The 17,254-nt window shown below is 59.4% G+C and carries 13 protein-coding genes and 1 riboswitch; of the genes, 11 read left to right on the top strand and 2 right to left on the bottom strand.

The genetic code is table 11. The features are described from left to right. Positions 1-60 precede the first annotated feature (60 nt). Together H522_RS0105405 and H522_RS0105400 are read right to left on the bottom strand one after the other, a co-directional pair. Positions 61-1,440, bottom strand: coding sequence for an APC family permease (locus tag H522_RS0105405; RefSeq protein WP_035452781.1), 1,380 nt, complete (start codon positions 1,438-1,440; stop codon positions 61-63). A gap of 21 nt (positions 1,441-1,461) precedes the next feature. Next, complete coding sequence (locus H522_RS0105400; RefSeq protein ID WP_051343936.1) at positions 1,462-2,766, bottom strand: glutamine synthetase family protein; 1,305 nt, start codon at positions 2,764-2,766, stop codon at positions 1,462-1,464. A 402-nt stretch (positions 2,767-3,168) separates the two neighbouring features. Between H522_RS0105400 and H522_RS17795 the strand changes: the two genes are divergently transcribed. From H522_RS17795 to guaA, 11 genes are all read left to right on the top strand, one after another. Beyond that, a complete protein-coding gene (locus H522_RS17795; RefSeq protein ID WP_081411896.1) occupies positions 3,169-4,161 on the top strand; it encodes a sigma-54 interaction domain-containing protein in 993 nt (330 codons plus the stop codon). 233 nt (positions 4,162-4,394) lie between these two features. Next, positions 4,395-4,679 carry a twin-arginine translocase TatA/TatE family subunit gene (tatA, locus tag H522_RS17790; RefSeq protein ID WP_035452777.1) on the top strand — a complete coding sequence of 95 codons (285 nt, stop codon included), beginning with the start codon at positions 4,395-4,397 and terminating at the stop codon, positions 4,677-4,679. Positions 4,680-4,783: 104 nt separating this feature from the next. Continuing rightward, the gene (tatC, locus tag H522_RS0105385; protein ID WP_245578033.1) at positions 4,784-5,515 is read left to right on the top strand and encodes a twin-arginine translocase subunit TatC; all 732 of its coding nucleotides are present in this window, start codon (positions 4,784-4,786) and stop codon (positions 5,513-5,515) included. Positions 5,516-5,596: 81 nt separating this feature from the next. After that, on the top strand, positions 5,597-6,457 hold the full coding sequence (locus H522_RS0105380; protein WP_026961522.1) for a DUF421 domain-containing protein: 861 nt from the start codon (positions 5,597-5,599) through the stop codon (positions 6,455-6,457). A 559-nt stretch (positions 6,458-7,016) separates the two neighbouring features. Next, positions 7,017-7,301 carry a co-chaperone GroES gene (gene groES, locus H522_RS0105370; RefSeq protein ID WP_026961521.1) on the top strand — a complete coding sequence of 95 codons (285 nt, stop codon included), beginning with the start codon at positions 7,017-7,019 and terminating at the stop codon, positions 7,299-7,301. Positions 7,302-7,346: 45 nt separating this feature from the next. Continuing rightward, entirely contained in the window at positions 7,347-8,969 is a 1,623-nt protein-coding gene (gene groL, locus H522_RS0105365; RefSeq protein WP_026961520.1) for a chaperonin GroEL, read from the top strand. A 221-nt stretch (positions 8,970-9,190) separates the two neighbouring features. After that, on the top strand, positions 9,191-10,546 hold the full coding sequence (locus tag H522_RS20370; RefSeq protein ID WP_051343934.1) for a murein hydrolase activator EnvC family protein: 1,356 nt from the start codon (positions 9,191-9,193) through the stop codon (positions 10,544-10,546). Between the two features lie 125 nt (positions 10,547-10,671). After that, positions 10,672-11,655: an AAA family ATPase gene (locus tag H522_RS17780; RefSeq protein WP_245578022.1), complete on the top strand. Its 984-nt coding sequence runs from the start codon at positions 10,672-10,674 to the stop codon at positions 11,653-11,655. Beyond that, positions 11,655-12,896, top strand: coding sequence for a DUF58 domain-containing protein (locus H522_RS0105350; RefSeq protein WP_026961519.1), 1,242 nt, complete (start codon positions 11,655-11,657; stop codon positions 12,894-12,896). The genes H522_RS17780 and H522_RS0105350 overlap by 1 nt, the downstream gene beginning before the upstream one ends. Beyond that, entirely contained in the window at positions 12,880-15,174 is a 2,295-nt protein-coding gene (locus tag H522_RS0105345) for a transglutaminase TgpA family protein (protein WP_026961518.1), read from the top strand. Before H522_RS0105350 ends, H522_RS0105345 begins: the two co-directional genes overlap by 17 nt. A 250-nt stretch (positions 15,175-15,424) precedes the next feature. Then, positions 15,425-15,525, top strand: a riboswitch (purine riboswitch). A gap of 190 nt (positions 15,526-15,715) precedes the next feature. Next, the gene (gene guaA / locus H522_RS0105340; protein WP_035452820.1) at positions 15,716-17,251 is read left to right on the top strand and encodes a glutamine-hydrolyzing GMP synthase; all 1,536 of its coding nucleotides are present in this window, start codon (positions 15,716-15,718) and stop codon (positions 17,249-17,251) included. Positions 17,252-17,254: the final 3 nt, after the last annotated feature.

Raw genomic sequence — 17,254 nt, 5'->3', positions numbered from 1 at the left:
TGTCACAGGGTATCCTCCTTTTGCATTACAACTCGCGCGCGACGGCGCGTGGGCAAAAAATTATTGCTCGAGTTGCATCGGCTGCGGCGCACGGCGAAAACCACGGGTGCGGATGGCGAGTACAATCACACCAATGATGGCCCAGGCGACCCCGAGGCGCAGCGTCAACCGATCAAAGTTCAACCAGACGTACAGAAGCACCGCGAATCCCAGCAGCGGCATGACCAGGTGGGTAAACCAACGGCCGGATCGGCGTTTGATGAAATGATAAATGACCACCGTCAGATTGAGCAGTAAAAATGTGGTCAGCGCGCCGAAATTGACGAGCGAGCTGAGCGTGCCGATGGACGACGCAACGCTCACAATGACCGACACTACCGCCACCAGCAGGGTGGACGTGTAAGGGGTTTGAAAGCGCGGGTGGACCTTGGCGAGGAACCCGGGCAGGGCCCTATCCCGTCCCATGCTGAACAAGAGGCGCGAAATGGCGGCCTGGGCCGCGAGCGCGTTGGCGATGCCCCAGGCGATAACGGTGGCGGCCAGGCAGAGCACTTTCAGCCACGTTCCGCCGACCCGCTCAGCGACAAAGTAAAAGGCCACGTCTGGGTCTGGAAAGTGCATGAAGTCTGGGTATGCGCAGGCGGCCAGGTACGTGAGGACCATGAACAGCACCGCGATCACAATCAGGGCAGTGACGGTCGCACGACCCACCGTGCGCCGGCCGCCGCGGGTTTCCTCAGCCAGGGTGCTGATGCCGTCGAAGCCGAGGAAGCTGAGCACCGCAATCGACGTGGCGGCCCCAACCATGCTCCAGCTGAACGCGTGCGCTTGGTAAATGGGCGCCGCGGTGAACGTCGTGTGGCCGTGCCCGCCAGCGACGTAGGCAAACGCCATGACGCAGAACAAGATGAAGGTCACCAGTTCGAACACCAAGATAATCCAGTTGGCACGGCTGGTCAGCTGGATGCCAAGGATGTTGATGATGGTGTTGATGGCGACAAACACGACAATCCACAGCCACGTCGGGATACCGGGCACGAGCTCGGCCAGCCACGAGGCTGAGACCAAATACAGCAGCGAAGGAATCAGGATGTAGTCGAGCAGAATCATCCAACCGGCCAAAAAGCCGATGTACGGATTCCAGCCGCGTTGCACATACGCGTACGCCGATCCCGAGATCGGAAACGCCTCGGACATGCGCGCGTAGCTGTAGGCCGTGAAAATCATCCCCACCAGTCCGATGAAGTACGCGAACACGACCATCCCGTGGGCCGTCTGCACGACCTGACCGTAGATGCCCATCGGCGCGATGGGGACCATGAAAATAAGGCCATACACCACCAAATCCCAAAACGAGAGCGAACGTTTCAGTTCTTGTTTATAACCGTACTGTTCCACAGACGAAAGTGAATCGGTTGGACCTTGGACGGACGGATTCATGCTCGGAACGCCTCCTTTCGTTTAGTACAAGTCCAGATACGTGCGGGTTTCCCAGTCGGTCACCGTGTTTTGATAGGCTGTATAGTCGGCTTCCCGCAGGGAGACTAACTGGTGGACGGTGCTCTCCCCCAACACCTCCTGCAGCCAGGTGTCCGTCTGTAAAACCTCTAGGCCTTGTTCGAAGGTGCGCGGTAGCCGTGGCAGATCCGTGGCCGTATACGGATTGACCTGCACAGGCGGCGGAGGGGCCAGGCGTCGCTCGATGCCGTCGAGTCCAGCAGCCAGAATGGCCGCCAGGGTCAGGTACGGATCGGCATCCGCACCTGGGACCCGGTTCTCCAGTCGGGTGCTGTGGCCCCGCGCGCGCGGAATACGTATGAAGGCGCCACGGTGTTCATAGCCCCAACAGGCCCGGGTGGGTGCGAACGAATGGGGCTGCATGCGTTTATACGAGTTGATGGTCCCGCAGGTTATCGCGGTGATGGCCTCTGCATGCGCCAGTTGTCCAGCGATGAACCACCGGCAGAGATTGGACAAACCGTCCGGGGCCTTGGCGTCCGCGAACAAATTGGCGCCCTCCGCATCGTAGAGGGTGTGGTGCAGGTGTGCACCACTGCCGTTCATACCCGTCAGCGGCTTGCTCATGAACGTGGCCCGATACCCGTGTTTTGCCGCCACTTCGCGGATACTGGTGCGGTAGTAGAACGCCATGTCGGCGATTTCCAGGTCCCAGAAGGGGGCATTCGACACCTCAAACTGGCCCGATCCGTACTCGCTGTTGGCGACTTCCGGTCCGGCGCCTAGTTCCTGGAGCGTCTGCAGGATATCGAGTAGCACCGGTTCCATGGGTGCCTGCGCCGCCTCAGAGAAACACTGTAGACCGCTCCACGCGGGTTTCCAGCTGCCGTCCTCAAGCTGCAGCAAGTAAAACTCGTACTCGTACGATCCGCACACGCGCCAGTCCTGTTCGGCAAACCGCTCTAGTACCCGGCGCAGGACGGCCCGCGGCGCGTAGGGCAGGGGCTGGCCGTCGCTGTCGACTACGTCGGCGATGACCCGGCCTATCCCTGGCGCGTAGGGGAGCACGGAAAACGTGCTCAAGTCGGGGAACATCGGCCAACTGGGGAACCCGTCTGCGAAACTCGCGCCGCCGGGCCCGTCCACAATTTGTGCCGAAGCGGGCAACCCGAAAAGTGCAGATGGGAAGGATAGGGGGTCCCCCTCCAGGGCGTCGAGAAAATGGCGGCTGGTGACGTAGCGGGCTCGTGCGACATTGGCCAAGTCCTGCACGCAGACGCGTACAGACTGAATTTGCTCATCCCGCATCAGGGTCTGTACATGGTTACGCCATTCTTCCCGTGTAGTGGGTTTGCTCGTGGCAAATATGGAGATTCACCTCCTTCATCGTTCGTCCATTTCGTACATAAGCAAGAATCGTGCCATGAAGTGCCGCACCGGCATGTCGACGGTGTTTCGAAGCAAATGGCACATTTTTCGCGGGTGCACGGGCTTTACAAACCGGGCGCCTTATGCAATAGTTCAGGACAGTATGGTCCAAAAGTGGAGCATTTGGTGCAGTATCGCACCGTGTAGCATGCTCCGTCAGCGCGCGGCTGTCAGGCGCATCTCGGTCGTAGAGCACGCCCGGCGGACGGACGGTGCCATAGTACGTCTGGCAGACGGATGGTAACATGGGCCAACGAACGCGTTGCGGGGAGGACGCTCTGGATGGAACCTGTCGCAGTGAGTGAAGAGATGCAGTCGTTGTTTAAAACGGTCCGCCGTGTGGCTTTGTTTCCGACCACGGTGTTGATTGAAGGGGAAACGGGCAGCGGGAAAGAGGTCGTGGCCGATTACCTCCATCAGCACAGCCCCCGGCGCAACCTCCCTTTCATTAAAGTGAACTGCGCATCCATTCCGGAACAATTGTTTGAGTCGGAATTGTTCGGGTATGAACGGGGAGCCTTCACCGGTGCGAAGCGAGAGGGGCATTCCGGTCTGTTTGAGCTGGCCCATGAAGGGACGCTTTTATTAGACGAGGTAGGGGAGCTTTCCCCAACCCTGCAGGCGAAGCTGCTGCGCGTCCTGCAGGACCGGGAGATTCGACGCGTGGGAGGGAGTTGGTCGAAAGCCATTGACGTACGGGTGGTGGCCTCGACCAACCGGGACCTTCGTTCCCTTGTGGAGGCGGGGCGGTTTCGCGAAGACTTGTATTACCGCCTGGAGGTGGTGCACCTACGGGTTCCGCCGCTCCGCGCGCGCCGGGAAGACATCATTCCTCTATGCCGCGCCTTTGTGGCTGAGTTTTGCCACGCCTACGGTTTCACGCGGCGGCTTTCTGGCGCCGCCCTGCAAGCCCTGGAGGCCTATACGTGGCCAGGGAATGTTCGTCAACTGCGCAACGTGATGGAGCGGCTGTGCGTGACTGTAGAAACGGAATGGATTGACCGAGAGGACGTGTTGACCGTCTTACCGGAGCTTCCTCCGGATGCTTCTGCAGAACGGATGGATGAACGGATTGAGGTCGTCTCTATCGACGGTGGTGAGAATGCGGCGCTCGTATCGGCATCAGGGAGTGGTGTTGGTCGTGGCACGCAACCTTATTCGGTAGCCATCGCTGCCGCGGAGAAACGAATTTTACTGGAAGCGCTAGCGTCTGCAAGCAGTATCCGCCAAGCTGCTGCCGCCCTTCAGCTCAGCCACTCGACGCTGCTGCGCTAGATGGCGCGCCATGGGTTGTCTGCCCGCTCTGGCCAGGTGCGGTAGGGGATGGCGATAGAGAATGGGGAGCATGAACGAACGGATCGCCATACCCTCTAAAGTCTGCATTAACAGAATTCAATGATTGTAGGCACTTGCTGGTCATTTCTCGCCAGTGTATGATGAAGGTAAGGTGTCCCTGACGGAGTTTTCGTACATTCTCGAGTGCAGACTGCGCTCGGAGGTGAAACGGTATGCTGTCGAACATCGGATGGTCAGGGTTGGTTATCATTCTCGTCGCCTTGTTGCTGATCTTTGGCCCCAGCAAGCTTCCGGAAATCGGACGTGCATTCGGCCGTTCCCTGCGTGAGTTTCGCAACGCCACCAACGGCATGGCGGAGGGGTTTCGCGAAGGCAAGGGGGACGATGAACACGATTCGGTATCCCATCGAGACGGGCATGCTGGTTCCAGTTCGTCGATGAAGCACGTAGAACCGATTAAAGTGACCCGTCTGCCAGGCGATGGAGGAGAGACTTAGCCTTCCCTTTCGTCATCTCGGTCCTAGGGGCTTAACCCGGACAGGCCGATGCCCCTCTTACTTATGGCCTAAGTACAGCGCCGGAGGCTATGACCGTGCAAAAAATGACGTTTGTCGAACACCTGGCCGACCTGCGCAAACGACTCATATATATCCTCATCACGCTGGCTGTCATGTTTGCGGCCAGCTTGACGTTCATATCCTACATTTATCGCTATCTGACCCGGCCAGTGGCGCGTGAAGGGCTGCGTTTGATGGTGATTTCTCCGGGTGAAGTCATCGCCGTCTATTTTCTCATCAGCATTCTGGTCGCCGTCGGCTTGACGCTTCCGTTTGCCCTGTATCATGTCTGGCGTTTCGTTTCCCCAGGACTCACCCCGACCGAGCGCCGGTATACGCTGCGGCTGCTGCCGACCGCTCTGCTGATGTTTGTACTCGGCGTGCTGTTCGCCTGGTTCCTCATCTTCCCCACCATTTTCCACTTTCTAATTCACCTCAGCAAGGTCAACTTCAATGTTCAGCTGCGGGCCGAGGCGTACTTCGGGTTTATTACCGACATCTGTCTGCCGTTTGGGTTTATTTTCGAACTGCCGATTGTGGTTGTGTTCCTGACGCGCATCGGCCTCGTCAGGCCTGCCTTTTTGCGGCGCATCCGTCGCTATGCGTATTTTGTGTGTGCCGTTCTCGGTGTCCTCATCAGCCCCCCGGAACTGGTGTCGCATCTGTCCGTGGTCTTGCCGATGATTGCGTTGTATGAAGTCAGCATCGGCCTGTCTGCGTTGGTTCAACGCCGGCAGGAACACCGACGCAAGGCCGTAGAACAGGCCTGGTCGTAATCTTTTCAGCGCCATTATCATTTGGGATTCCTCCGGACACACTATGTGGGCAAAATTTGTCCGTGTTACGGGGGAGACAACATGCCACAGGTGATTGAAGTTGCTGCTCAGTCGATTGTCGCGTTCATTGTTTTGTTTATCCTCGCCCGTCTCATGGGCAAACGGCAAATTGCTCAGCTGACTTTCTTCGACTATGTCGCTGGTATAACGATTGGCAACATCGCCGCCAGTTTCTCCTTGGACGATACGAAGGTGGAGCATGCCGTCATCAGTCTCATCATCTGGACGGCTTTGACGATCTTGCTGGCCGTCGTTCAGCGCAAGTGGTACCGCGTGGGTTTACTGTTGGACGGTAAGCCCATTGTTATCATTAAGAATGGACAGGTCCAGGAGCAGAATCTAAAGAAGATTAACCTATCGCATGAAGAGATGCTGTTGCTGTTGCGGGAAAAGGACATCTTTAACCTGTCGGATGTCGAATACGCTGTAATGGAGAACAATGGAAGACTGAGTGTGATGAAAAAGCCGGATCTCAATCCGCTAACACCACGTGACCTGGGTATGATAAAGCCGCCGGAAGTTCTGCCGCAGATGGTCATCCGTAATGGTAAGGTGTTGGAGAAAACGCTCCATCATATGGGCTACAGCAAAGACTGGCTGTTGGCGGAGATTCGTAAGCAAGGGGCCAACAACTTTGCCGATGTTGCCATCGCGCAATTTGATTCGGCCGGCAATCTGGTCGTGGATTTGTACCATGACGCCGTGGCCCAACCCCAGGTCAAGGCGAAACCCCTGGTGCTCGCCAACCTGAAGAAGATACAGGCCGACCTGGAGATGTTCGCGCTGCAGACGCAAAACGAAGAGGCCAAGCAGCAGTACGCCGAGATGGCGAAAACGCTGCAGGAGACGATTGACAAACTCACGCCGCACCTACGGGAGTAATGCAGGTCCATCAACACAATGGGCCAATCTGTTGGGACGCTTGTCCTGCGCGTGGGAAATGTATCCTCCGTATGCTAAGGACAAGCAAACGCGATGGGACGGTCCGAAATGTATGGTGGACAAGATGGTTGGCTCCGTGTCATGATTGGCTTAACGTTCATCGGCTATGGGGTGTATCTTGGGCTGAAAGCGGCTGGCTGGCTTTAAGAGGTTGTCCGGAATGGGGACAGAACTCTGGGACTATTCGCCGGCCTAAACGGTCCCCGGGCTGTCGCCGGCCTATCCAGGAAAACAGTCCAGTGAACTGTTGTCCTGGCGGCCAGGCCCCACTGGCGATCAGGCCCCCTGTTTCCGGTCAAACATACTTGAATACGCTGGTCGGTCCAAAACGCTCATTTTCCCCGCTTGCATTCCCCACGTAGACCCTTTAATATAGTCAGTGGCATTAGCACTCGGATGCTTTGAGTGCTAATAAATGTGGCCGGCCAGCCTGCCCACGTCCACAGCGGCGTTCAGCCGGTCGCAGCATCCTTCATGACACTTTCAAGGAGGGTTTCACATGCTTAAACCACTCGCAGATCGCGTCGTGGTGCGCCCGCTGGAGCGGGAAGAAAAGACCGCGAGCGGCATTGTGCTGCCGGACACCGCTAAGGAGAAGCCGCAGGAAGGCGAAATCATCGCCGTTGGCCCGGGCCGCGTCGAGGACGGAAAGCGTGTTGAGCTGGAAGTCAAAGTTGGCGATCGCGTCATTTACTCGAAGTACGCGGGCACTGAGGTCAAGGTAGACAACGAAGAGCTGCTCATCCTGCGTGAGAGCGACATTCTGGCTGTCGTACAGAAGTAAGCCGGTTGGTTGAAACCTACATAGACGAACAGGAGGGTTTTCGGAATGGCAAAAGAGATCAAGTTCAGCGAAGAAGCCCGTCGCGCCATGCTGCGCGGCGTCGACGTGCTGGCTGATACCGTGAAAGTGACGCTCGGACCGAAAGGCCGTAACGTGGTGTTGGAGAAGAAGTTTGGTTCTCCGCTCATCACCAACGACGGTGTGACCATCGCGAAGGAGATTGAGCTGGAAGACCCGTACGAAAACATGGGTGCGCAGCTGGTCAAAGAGGTGGCCACGAAGACCAACGACGTCGCTGGCGACGGTACCACCACCGCGACCGTGTTGGCTCAGGCCATGGTCCGCGAGGGCTTGAAGAACGTTGCGGCTGGCGCCAACCCGATGGTGCTGCGCAAGGGCATTGAGAAGGCGGTCAACGCTGCGGTTGAGGAAATCCGCCGCATCTCCAAGACCGTCGCAGGCCGCGAGAACACCGCTCAGGTGGCCGCCATTTCTGCGGGCGACGAAGAGATTGGCGCCCTGATTGCCGATGCCATGGAGAAGGTCGGCAACGACGGCGTGGTCACCGTTGAGGAGTCCAAAGGCTTCACGACCGAATTGGAAGTCGTCGAAGGTATGCAGTTTGACCGCGGCTACATCTCCCCGTACATGGTCACTGACACGGACAAAATGGAAGCCGTTCTGGAAGATCCGTACATTCTCATCACGGACAAGAAGATCGGCAACATCCAGGAAATCTTGCCGGTTCTCGAGCGGGTTGTTCAGTCCAGCCGTCCGCTGTTGATTGTGGCTGAGGACGTCGAGGGCGAAGCGTTGGCGACCTTGGTTGTCAACCGTCTGCGCGGCACCTTCACTGCGGTTGCCGTGAAGGCTCCTGGCTTCGGGGATCGCCGCAAAGCGATGCTCGGCGACATCGCCACCCTGACCGGCGGCCAGGTGATTTCGGAAGAGCTCGGTCTGGAATTGAAGAACACCACCATCGATCAGCTCGGCCGCGCTCGCCAGGTGCGCGTCAGCAAGGAAAACACCATCATTGTGGACGGCGCCGGCGACAAGAAGGAAATCGAAGCGCGCATCCAGCAGATCAAGAACCAGATTGAGGAGACCACGTCCGACTTTGACCGTGAGAAGCTGCAGGAGCGCTTGGCCAAACTGGCTGGTGGCGTGGCAGTCATTAAGGTCGGTGCGGCGACGGAGACCGAGTTGAAAGAGAAGAAGCTGCGCATTGAGGACGCCCTCAACGCCACGCGTGCGGCGGTTGAGGAAGGGATTGTCCCGGGCGGCGGCACCGCGCTCGTCAACGCCATCAAGGCGCTGGAGGGTGTACAGGCAGAAGGTGACGAGTTGACCGGCGTCAACCTGGTCCGCAAGGCACTGGAAGCTCCGGTCCGTCAGATTGCCGAGAACGCCGGCGTCGAGGGTTCGGTCATCGTCGAACGCTTGAAGAAGGAAGCGGTCGGTATCGGATACAACGCTGCGACCGGCGAGTGGGTCGACATGATTCAGGCGGGTATTGTCGATCCGGCCAAGGTTACGCGTTCGGCTCTGCAGAACGCGGCCAGCGTTGCCGCCATGTTCCTGACCACCGAGGCGGTCGTCGCCGACAAGCCGGAGAAGGAGAAGGCGAATCCGGCAGCCGGCATGGGCGGCATGGACGGCATGATGTAATTCAAGTTCTCCTTGGGAACTGTGGCGGGCGGCTGTGTCTGCCCGCCAGCGCCCAGGTGTGGGTGGTGCTCACCCTCGCTTGGGCGTTGTTTTTTGTCGAAACGGGAAGGAATCCACCTATCCACGTCGAACTAAAGTCAGGTACGTCGACCAGACGACTGGATTGAGAGCCAGTGCGCTGGAAAGTGAGAGCGTGAGATTGGAGAGGTGGATTCGCGGCAATGGCGCGCAGCAAATGCCTATTGATGTTGACCGCCGCCGCCATGACCACGGCCCTACTGGGGTCGGCCGCGGCTCAGGCGGACGAACTGTCTGCCGCCAAGCAGAAGGCGGCAGGATTGACGCAGAAGCAACAGGAGACGAAACAGAAAATCACCAAATTGGCTTCCAAAGAACAGGCGATACAGGAACAACTGGCTTCCCTGCAAGACCAATTAGTCTCCTTGAATCATAGCATCGCCTCGCTCCAACAGGACCTCGCACAACGCAATGAGCAAATCCAAGAATTGCAAACCAAGATTGCGAAGACAAAGGCAGAACTTGAGGAGCAGTATCAGCAGCTCAAGGAACGCGTGCAGGTGATGTACGAGACCGATCATACCAGTTACCTTACGGTACTGTTTCAGTCGACCAGCTTTTCAGAGCTTGTTACCCGCTTGCAGCTGCTCTCTGGCATCGCGGAGCAAAATCAACAGATGATGGCGCAGATTCAGCAGCAAAAGGAAGAGCTGGACGCCCAGCAGGAGGACCTGCAGGCCCAACAGCGCGCGCAGCAGAAAGTCTATCAAGCCCTCCAGGAAAAACAGCAGGAACAAAAGGCCAAACAAGCGCAGGAACAAAAGCTTTTGGAGCAGGTGCACGCATCCCGCGTCGCGGCGGAGAAGGACCTCGCGGATGAGCAATCGGCTTTGGCGACCATCACCGCCGCCATTGAGAAGATGCAGCAAGAGCAAAAGCAAAAGGCGGAGGCTGAGGCGAAGGCACGGGCCGAGGCGGAACAGCGGGCACGTCAAGAAGCGGCCTCGCGTTCGTCGACTCCAGTCACCGCGCCGTCTAAGTCTGCTGCGGCAGCGAACGGACCCTCGGCGTCGAGCGGATCGTCCGCGGGAACGGGCGCATCAGCTGGGGCGTCCGCGCCGTCCACCGGGTCTGCACCGAGCGCATCCGGATGGGTGTGGCCGGTGCCAAGCTGCCACAGCATCAGCTCCAGCTACGGCTACCGCATCTTAAACGGCAAACCGGATTTTCATCCGGGAATTGACATCCCCGGCGCGTACGGGGCCCCCATTGTGGCGGCCACCAGCGGCACTGTCGTTTACGCTGGACCGGCGAGCGGCTACGGCAACTGGGTGGTTATCGAATCGGCGAAGGGACTGTATGAGATCTACGGTCACATGGCGGGGTCGTCCATTCTTGTGTCGCCGGGACAGACCGTGCACGCTGGCCAGCAAATTGCCAGCATCGGCAACGAGGGCGAATCCACCGGCCCGCACCTGCACTTTGAGGTGTCCACGAATCTGACCGGCAGTAATGGGTTGCCGGTTCCGACCAATCCTCTCAACTACGTCCATCCATAGATCTGTGATGACGCTGGGGGACGCGTGTTCGCGATTCCCCAGCCATCTCTTGGACGCGCCCCCTGTCCATGAAGGTCCCCATGTAGTATCCTGATACTTGGAAACTGGGGGATGGAGGGACGCCCTTGTCAAAACCACCCGCTCGGACATCCGTGATTCATGAGTGGAATTCAGCCTTTTTGCCTCTCTTTGAAAACATCACGAAGGTTATGGTTGGAAAAGAAGAGGTCATTCGTCTGGTCTTGGTCTCCCTGTTGGCTGGCGGTCACTGCTTGCTCGAGGACGTCCCCGGGGTCGGGAAGACGGTGCTCGTGCGAGCGGTCGCACGGACACTCGGCTGCAGCTTTCGCAGGATTCAATTCACGCCCGATCTCCTGCCCTCGGACGTAACGGGTGCCTCCATTTACAATCAAAAGACGCAAGAGTTTGAGTTTCGTCCCGGACCCGTTTTTGGCCAGGTGGTGTTGGCGGACGAAATTAACCGGACCTCTCCAAAGACCCAATCCGCCCTCCTGGAGGCGATGGAGGAGCGGGCGGTGTCGGCCGACGGGCAGCGACATGAACTGCCGCATCCGTTTTTTGTATTGGCCACCGAAAACCCCATTGATTTTGAAGGCACGTTCCCGCTCCCGGAAGCCCAGTTGGACCGGTTTCTAATGAAGTTGGCCATGGGGTATCCGAGTGTGGAGGATGAAATGGCGATTCTGGATCGGCAGCAAAAGACGCACCCGGTGGACGAGCTGGCGGCGGTTGCCGGACCAGAAGACGTCCTGGAGTGGCGGCGTCAGGCAGCCGATGTATACGTGGAAACGGCTCTGCGCGAGTACCTGGTGCGCATCGTCCAGGCCACCCGGACTCATCCGAGCGTGTACCTGGGCGCCAGCCCCCGCGCCAGTCTGGCATTATTCAAAGCCTCGCAGGCCCTGGCACTTTTGTCTGGCAGGTCGTTTGTCATCCCGGATGACATCCGTTACCTGGCCCCCTACGTCCTGGAGCACCGCTTGCTCTTAAACGCCGATGCCCGGCTGGCCGGCGTAAGCACCCAAGACGTGATTCAAGAGTGCGTCGACTCTGTACCGGTACCGATACCGAAAGGGGCCGCCTGGTGATGGGGTTTCGCCGATGGCGCCAGGTTGTCGTCTACCCTGGCGCAGTGGCTGTATTGGTCGGCCTCTTGGTGTTCGCCCGCGTGCAGGGCGGGTTTTTTCCCTGGTTCCTGTTTTCGTTTTGTCTGGCGCTGAGCCTGTATGAATGGGGTTGTTGGGCGTTGGCTCTGCACGGTTTGACGGTCTCCCGCAAACCGTCCGCAACCCGCCTCCCCGCCGGGCAGTCCCTGCGTGTAGAAGTCGTCGTGCGCCGGCATGTCCGACTCTGGCCGTTCGTCTGGATTGAAGTGGAAGACCATACGCCGAGTGCCTTGCGTGCCCGAGCGTCTGGTGCCCGTCGCCGGTTTGTCCCACTCTGGGGCTCTATGTTTGCGTTTACGTACGAGATTGCCAGACTGCCGCGCGGGTGTTATACCCTGGGGCCCACGACCGTCACCACGGTCGACCTGTTTGGTCTCGTTCGCAGGCGCTGGCAAGCATCGGAAGCCTGCGAGCTGCTCGTCTATCCCAAGCCCCTGCCGGTGCAGGGGTGGGCGGGAATGCGCCCGGAGACCTTGGGCCTGCGTGAACCGACGCGGCAGCGCAGTGAGGACTCGACCACCGTCCTCGGCGTTCGTGACTATACGCCAGGCGATAGATTCAGCCGCATTCACTGGCGCGCGAGCGCCCGCCGCGGTCACCTACAGTCTAAAGAGTTTGAACGCCACGTCAGCGAAGATATCTTGTTCATCGTCGATGTTTCAGGCGGTAGCTACGAATCCGAACTCGGCACCGTACAGTTTGAACTGGCCATGGACGTGGCCGCCTCTCTCGCCAAACACACTTACGACCTTGGGCGTGCCTTTGCTTGGGTCATGCACGGACGGGAATTCGTGGCCTTTGCGCGCAGTGGGGATGAGGCCCAGTATCGAAACTGTCTGGAGAGCTTGGCTCGCGCCAAACCAGAAGGGAGCACCCCTTTCGCCGAGAGCCTACGTCGAGTGGGACAAGCGGCGCCCAGCGGAGCGACCTTGGTCGTCATTTCCCCTGCGCTCGCCCGAGAAACGGCCATCGCCGCTGGCGTGCTGCAAGGTCGGGTGACTGTGGAATGGTTTGCCCCGCTGGCGAAAACCGTGCTCTCGGTGGCGGAGCAGGAGGGCCTACGGCTGCTCCAGCAGGCCAGCGTGCGGGTATACCTGCTTGGTTCAACCGATACGCTGAGGCATCTCGGCCGGGGAGGGTTGGCTCGTGCAAATCACCTCTAACCGGATTTTTTCGTTTACCCTGCAAGTCCTTTTGGCCGTGGCCGCTGGCGTCTGGCTGTGGCTGTTTTTGCCACCGCTGCAGGACCTGCGCCTGCTGCAGGGGGTACCAACCTTCTACCCCATTTTGGCGGCGCTGGTGATCCCCCAGTGCTTGCCTTGGAAGTGGCTCCGGTTCGTCGCCGCGCTCGTCGCCAGTACCTGGTACATGACGCACTATTTCAGTCCCGTGGCTTCTCCGCTGGCCAGCATCGCCTGGCTACTCCGTGCCGATGCGGCACAGCTGCACGCCCTGCTCTCCGGCCTCCCTGTGGCCGATCCGCTCGTCACTCACCTGTTTTTATGGGTGCTGGCGGTCTTGTACTGGCTCGTCGCGTATGCCGCTCACCGCCCGCGCCTGTGGTGGTTGTATAACGTACTCGGCCTCGCGGTGCTCGCGGTGATGGACGGAAACACAACAGTTCACCCGGACGCCGCCCTGATAGGGATCTGCCTCATCGCGCTTTTGGTGGGCGGGCTACGGCCTTTGCTGCAGAGCGCGCAGCAGAGCGCGCCCATCCTCGGGTCGCCCTTGCGGGTATTGGCCCCGCTGGCCCTCGTAACGGGGCTCTTGACGACGTTTGCCTGGGTGATTCCCAAACCGGGCGCCGTCTGGGCCAACCCGTTTCAGGCGCAGCAGGCCGGTACTAGGGGCGGATCGACAGAAAAGGTCATCGGCTATCAGACCGACAGCTCGCATTTGGGCGGATCGTTCAGCATGAACAACGCCCCCGTGCTCTCCGTTGTCACGCCCTATCCGGCTTATCTGCGCGGCCAGGTGCTGTACGACTACACGGGCAAGGGCTGGATACCGGGCGTCTCGACCCACCAACCGCTCGAGTCGGATGGTACGGTGCCACGGTTGCAGAACGCCTCTTTCTCCGCGTCCCTGCCGACGCGGACGGTCAAACAAGCTGTGCATATCCTCAGTAAGTCGTTGCATGCGGCCGTGGTCTTCGGGGCGTATCAATTGGTCCGTGTCACCGGACCGAGTCAGCGGGAGGAAGCGGCGTTCGCAGCGGCCAACCCGGAAACCGGGACGGTGGTCGGACCCTGGGATGAACCGGGCAAGACGTATACGGTGACCAGCCAGGAGTTGGTCGATCCGTCCAGCATCCTGGCGAAGCTGCCGCCTTTGCCGAGCGACCTGGGCGCGCGGGTACAGCTATGGCCTGAGGACGTGCGAACGAACGGTTTGCAACTCCCCAGCCCGTTGCCGCCGCGCGTGCAGAAGTTAACCGAGATGGTGGTTCGCAAGGATAAGAATGAGTACGACATCGTCGAGCGGTTAATCGATTATTTGCAGAACAATTATACGTACCAGATTGCGGACGTTCCGGTGCCTGGGCCCAATCACGATTATGTCGATCAGTTTCTGTTCGACTCGAAGCGGGGGTACTGTGACAACTTTGCCTCCGCCTTGGCCGTGATGCTGCGTACGGTTGGCATTCCGACGCGGTTTGTCACCGGTTTCGCCGTGGGGGATACGGACCCGAACTATTCGGGTCCGGGCTCTCGCTACATCGTTCGCAATTCGGATGCCCACTCCTGGGTTGAGGTGTACTTTCCCCGCGCCGGCTGGGTTCCGTTTGATCCCACCCCAGGGTTTGTCATGCCGTTTGCGCCCCCGAAGGCCACTCAGCCAGCGATCGGGAGCGAGAGGGCACCGAAACAGCCCGCTCCGGAGAGCAAGCCGCAGACAAAGCCGTCTACTACTGCCGACTCGGACGCCAAGAGCGGAGGGGCCGGCCGCGTCTGGACCTTTTACTGGCCGGGCTGGGCGAACCAGGTGCTCATGGCGCTCGGTGTCCTTCTCGTGTGCCTCGCTGTTTTGTTCTATCGGCGCCTGCGCCTGGCCTGGTGGCTCTGGCGCTGGCCGAAGGCGGCGCCGCTGGCCGGGTTCACTCCAGCGATGCTGAGACTGGTGCGTGCTTTGGACGCATCCGGGGCCTCGGGCATCAGGGATAACGACACAAGTTTCCTCTACCGCCAACGGACACTCCGCGACCTTGCTGTGGAGCTCGAGCGGTATCCTGTTGCGCACGAAGACGGCGTGCGCTTGCTCCGGATTGCCGAGTCCTACTGGTACGGGGGCATCACGCCAACCCAGCAAGAGTTGTCCAGAGCGCGCGCCGTATGGAAGGATTGGTTGGGGGCTATAGTCCGACAGAGAGGGGGATGGGTAACAAGAACTGCTTCATTATGGGCGCGACTTCGTTTGGCTCGGCGAAAGAAACGCTGAGATTGACGCCAAGACTATAAGGTGAAAAAGCGCTCCCGGCTCTGGCTGGCGTCATGTTATCCATCATGATTCTCTTCTGCCCACCGACTATTGCACCGCAGTGTCTATCCAAAGCAACTGGTAAGGTATCGGAAATCCATGTGGATGTACCTTGAGCCAGGACTTGCTCTGGAAAAAGAGAATATCCATATCTCCTACTATTATTGACCTGGTTTGATTCCATGAGTAGAATTGTGTCGGAGTTTGTCGTGTTCTCTCGTATCGTTTGTCTCGTATAATGCCGGGAATCGGCTCGGCAGTTTCTACCGGACGACCGGAAATCGTCCGACTACGAGGCCGATGTGTAGACATGCTGGAACGGATGCGCCGTCTTGTTTGGCGCACCCGTTTGGCTTGTTTTCCCCGTCAGCCTCACCAGGCCGACCGTGTGGCCGTGCGCGATTCGTGAGGGGACGGGGTTTTCTTTTGTCCAAACCGCGGCCTTGGTTGAAACCGTCGAGTTTGCTGAAGAATACCAGGTGGACAAAGGGGTGTGGGGGGCTTGCAGCACGAAACGGTGGTTGTGCTCGATTTTGGAAGCCAGTACAACCAATTGATTGCCCGGCGGATTCGCGAGCAGCACGTCTACTCCGAGTTATTGCCGTATAACACGCCGACAGATGAACTCCGGAAACGAAACCTCAAGGGTATCGTCTTCAGTGGCGGACCCAACAGCGTCTTTCAACCGGGAGCGCCCGACGTGGATGCAGGCATCTTTGAGCTAGGGGTGCCGGTGCTCGGCATCTGCTACGGCATGCAGCTTTTGGCCAAACGGTTTGGCGCCCGGGTGGAACGGGGGCACGTCCGCGAGTACGGACGCGCGCGCCTTGAGGTGATTAACGACAGGCAGCCGTTGTTTTCCGACCAGCCCGCCGAGCAGACGGTGTGGATGAGTCACAGCGACGCGGTCGTCCAGGTGCCGGCTGGGTTTTCCGCGGATGCGGTGACCCCAGATGGGACGATTGCGGCCATGAGCGATGCTGGCCGGCGCGTCTACGCCGTTCAGTATCATCCGGAGGTCCGGCACAGCGAACACGGTCAGGCGCTCATCGCCAACTTTCTCTTCCGCATCTGCGGTTGCCGAGGCGACTGGACGATGGATTCGATGATTGACGAGGCGGTGGCCAAGATTCGCGCCACGGTGGGCCGGGAACGGGTACTCTGCGCCCTGTCGGGCGGCGTCGACTCGTCCGTGACCGCCGCACTGATGCACCGCGCCATCGGATCGCAATTGACCGCGGTGTTTGTCGATCACGGCCTCCTGCGCAAGGGAGAAAGCGAGGCGGTGATGGATACCCTCAAGGGCCGCCTCGGCGTCGAGGTGGTGCGTATCGACGCGGCGGAGCGGTTTTTGACCCGCCTTCGTGGTGTGGTCGATCCGGAGCAGAAGCGCAAGATTATCGGTGAGGAGTTCATCCGCGTTTTCGAGTCGGCGTCGGCGGAGTTGGGCCCGTTTGCGTACCTCGCGCAGGGAACCCTGTACACGGACGTCATTGAGAGTGGGACGGCGACGGCACAGACGATTAAGTCTCACCACAATGTCGGCGGCTTGCCGGAAGACATGCAGTTCCAGGTGGTGGAGCCGCTGCGCGAGCTGTTTAAGGACGAGGTGCGGGCGCTCGGCGAGGCCTTGGGCCTGCCTCCGGAGCTCGTCTGGCGACAGCCGTTTCCAGGCCCCGGGCTGGCGATTCGCATCCTTGGCGAAGTGACGGAGGACAAGCTTTGCAAGGTGCGCGAGGCGGACGCCATCTTCCGGGAAGAGGTGGCCAAAGCCGGGCTGGAGCGGGAGATTTGGCAGTACTTTGCCGTTTTGACCAACATCCAGAGCGTCGGCGTTATGGGCGACGAGCGGACCTACTCGAACGCCATTGCCCTGCGGGCGGTGGTTTCGGAAGAAGGCATGACGGCGGACTGGGCGCGTGTGCCCTACCCGGTTCTAGAGCGGGTATCCACGCGCATCGTCAACGAAGTGCCCGGCATCAACCGGGTCGTTTACGATATCACATCGAAGCCTCCGGCGACGATTGAATGGGAGTAATGG

The sequence above is a fragment of the Alicyclobacillus herbarius DSM 13609 genome (assembly GCF_000430585.1).
Taxonomy (GTDB): domain Bacteria; phylum Bacillota; class Bacilli; order Alicyclobacillales; family Alicyclobacillaceae; genus Alicyclobacillus_G; species Alicyclobacillus_G herbarius.
Note: the sequence above shows the minus strand (reverse complement) of the source record. Positions and strands in the feature narration are given on the sequence as shown.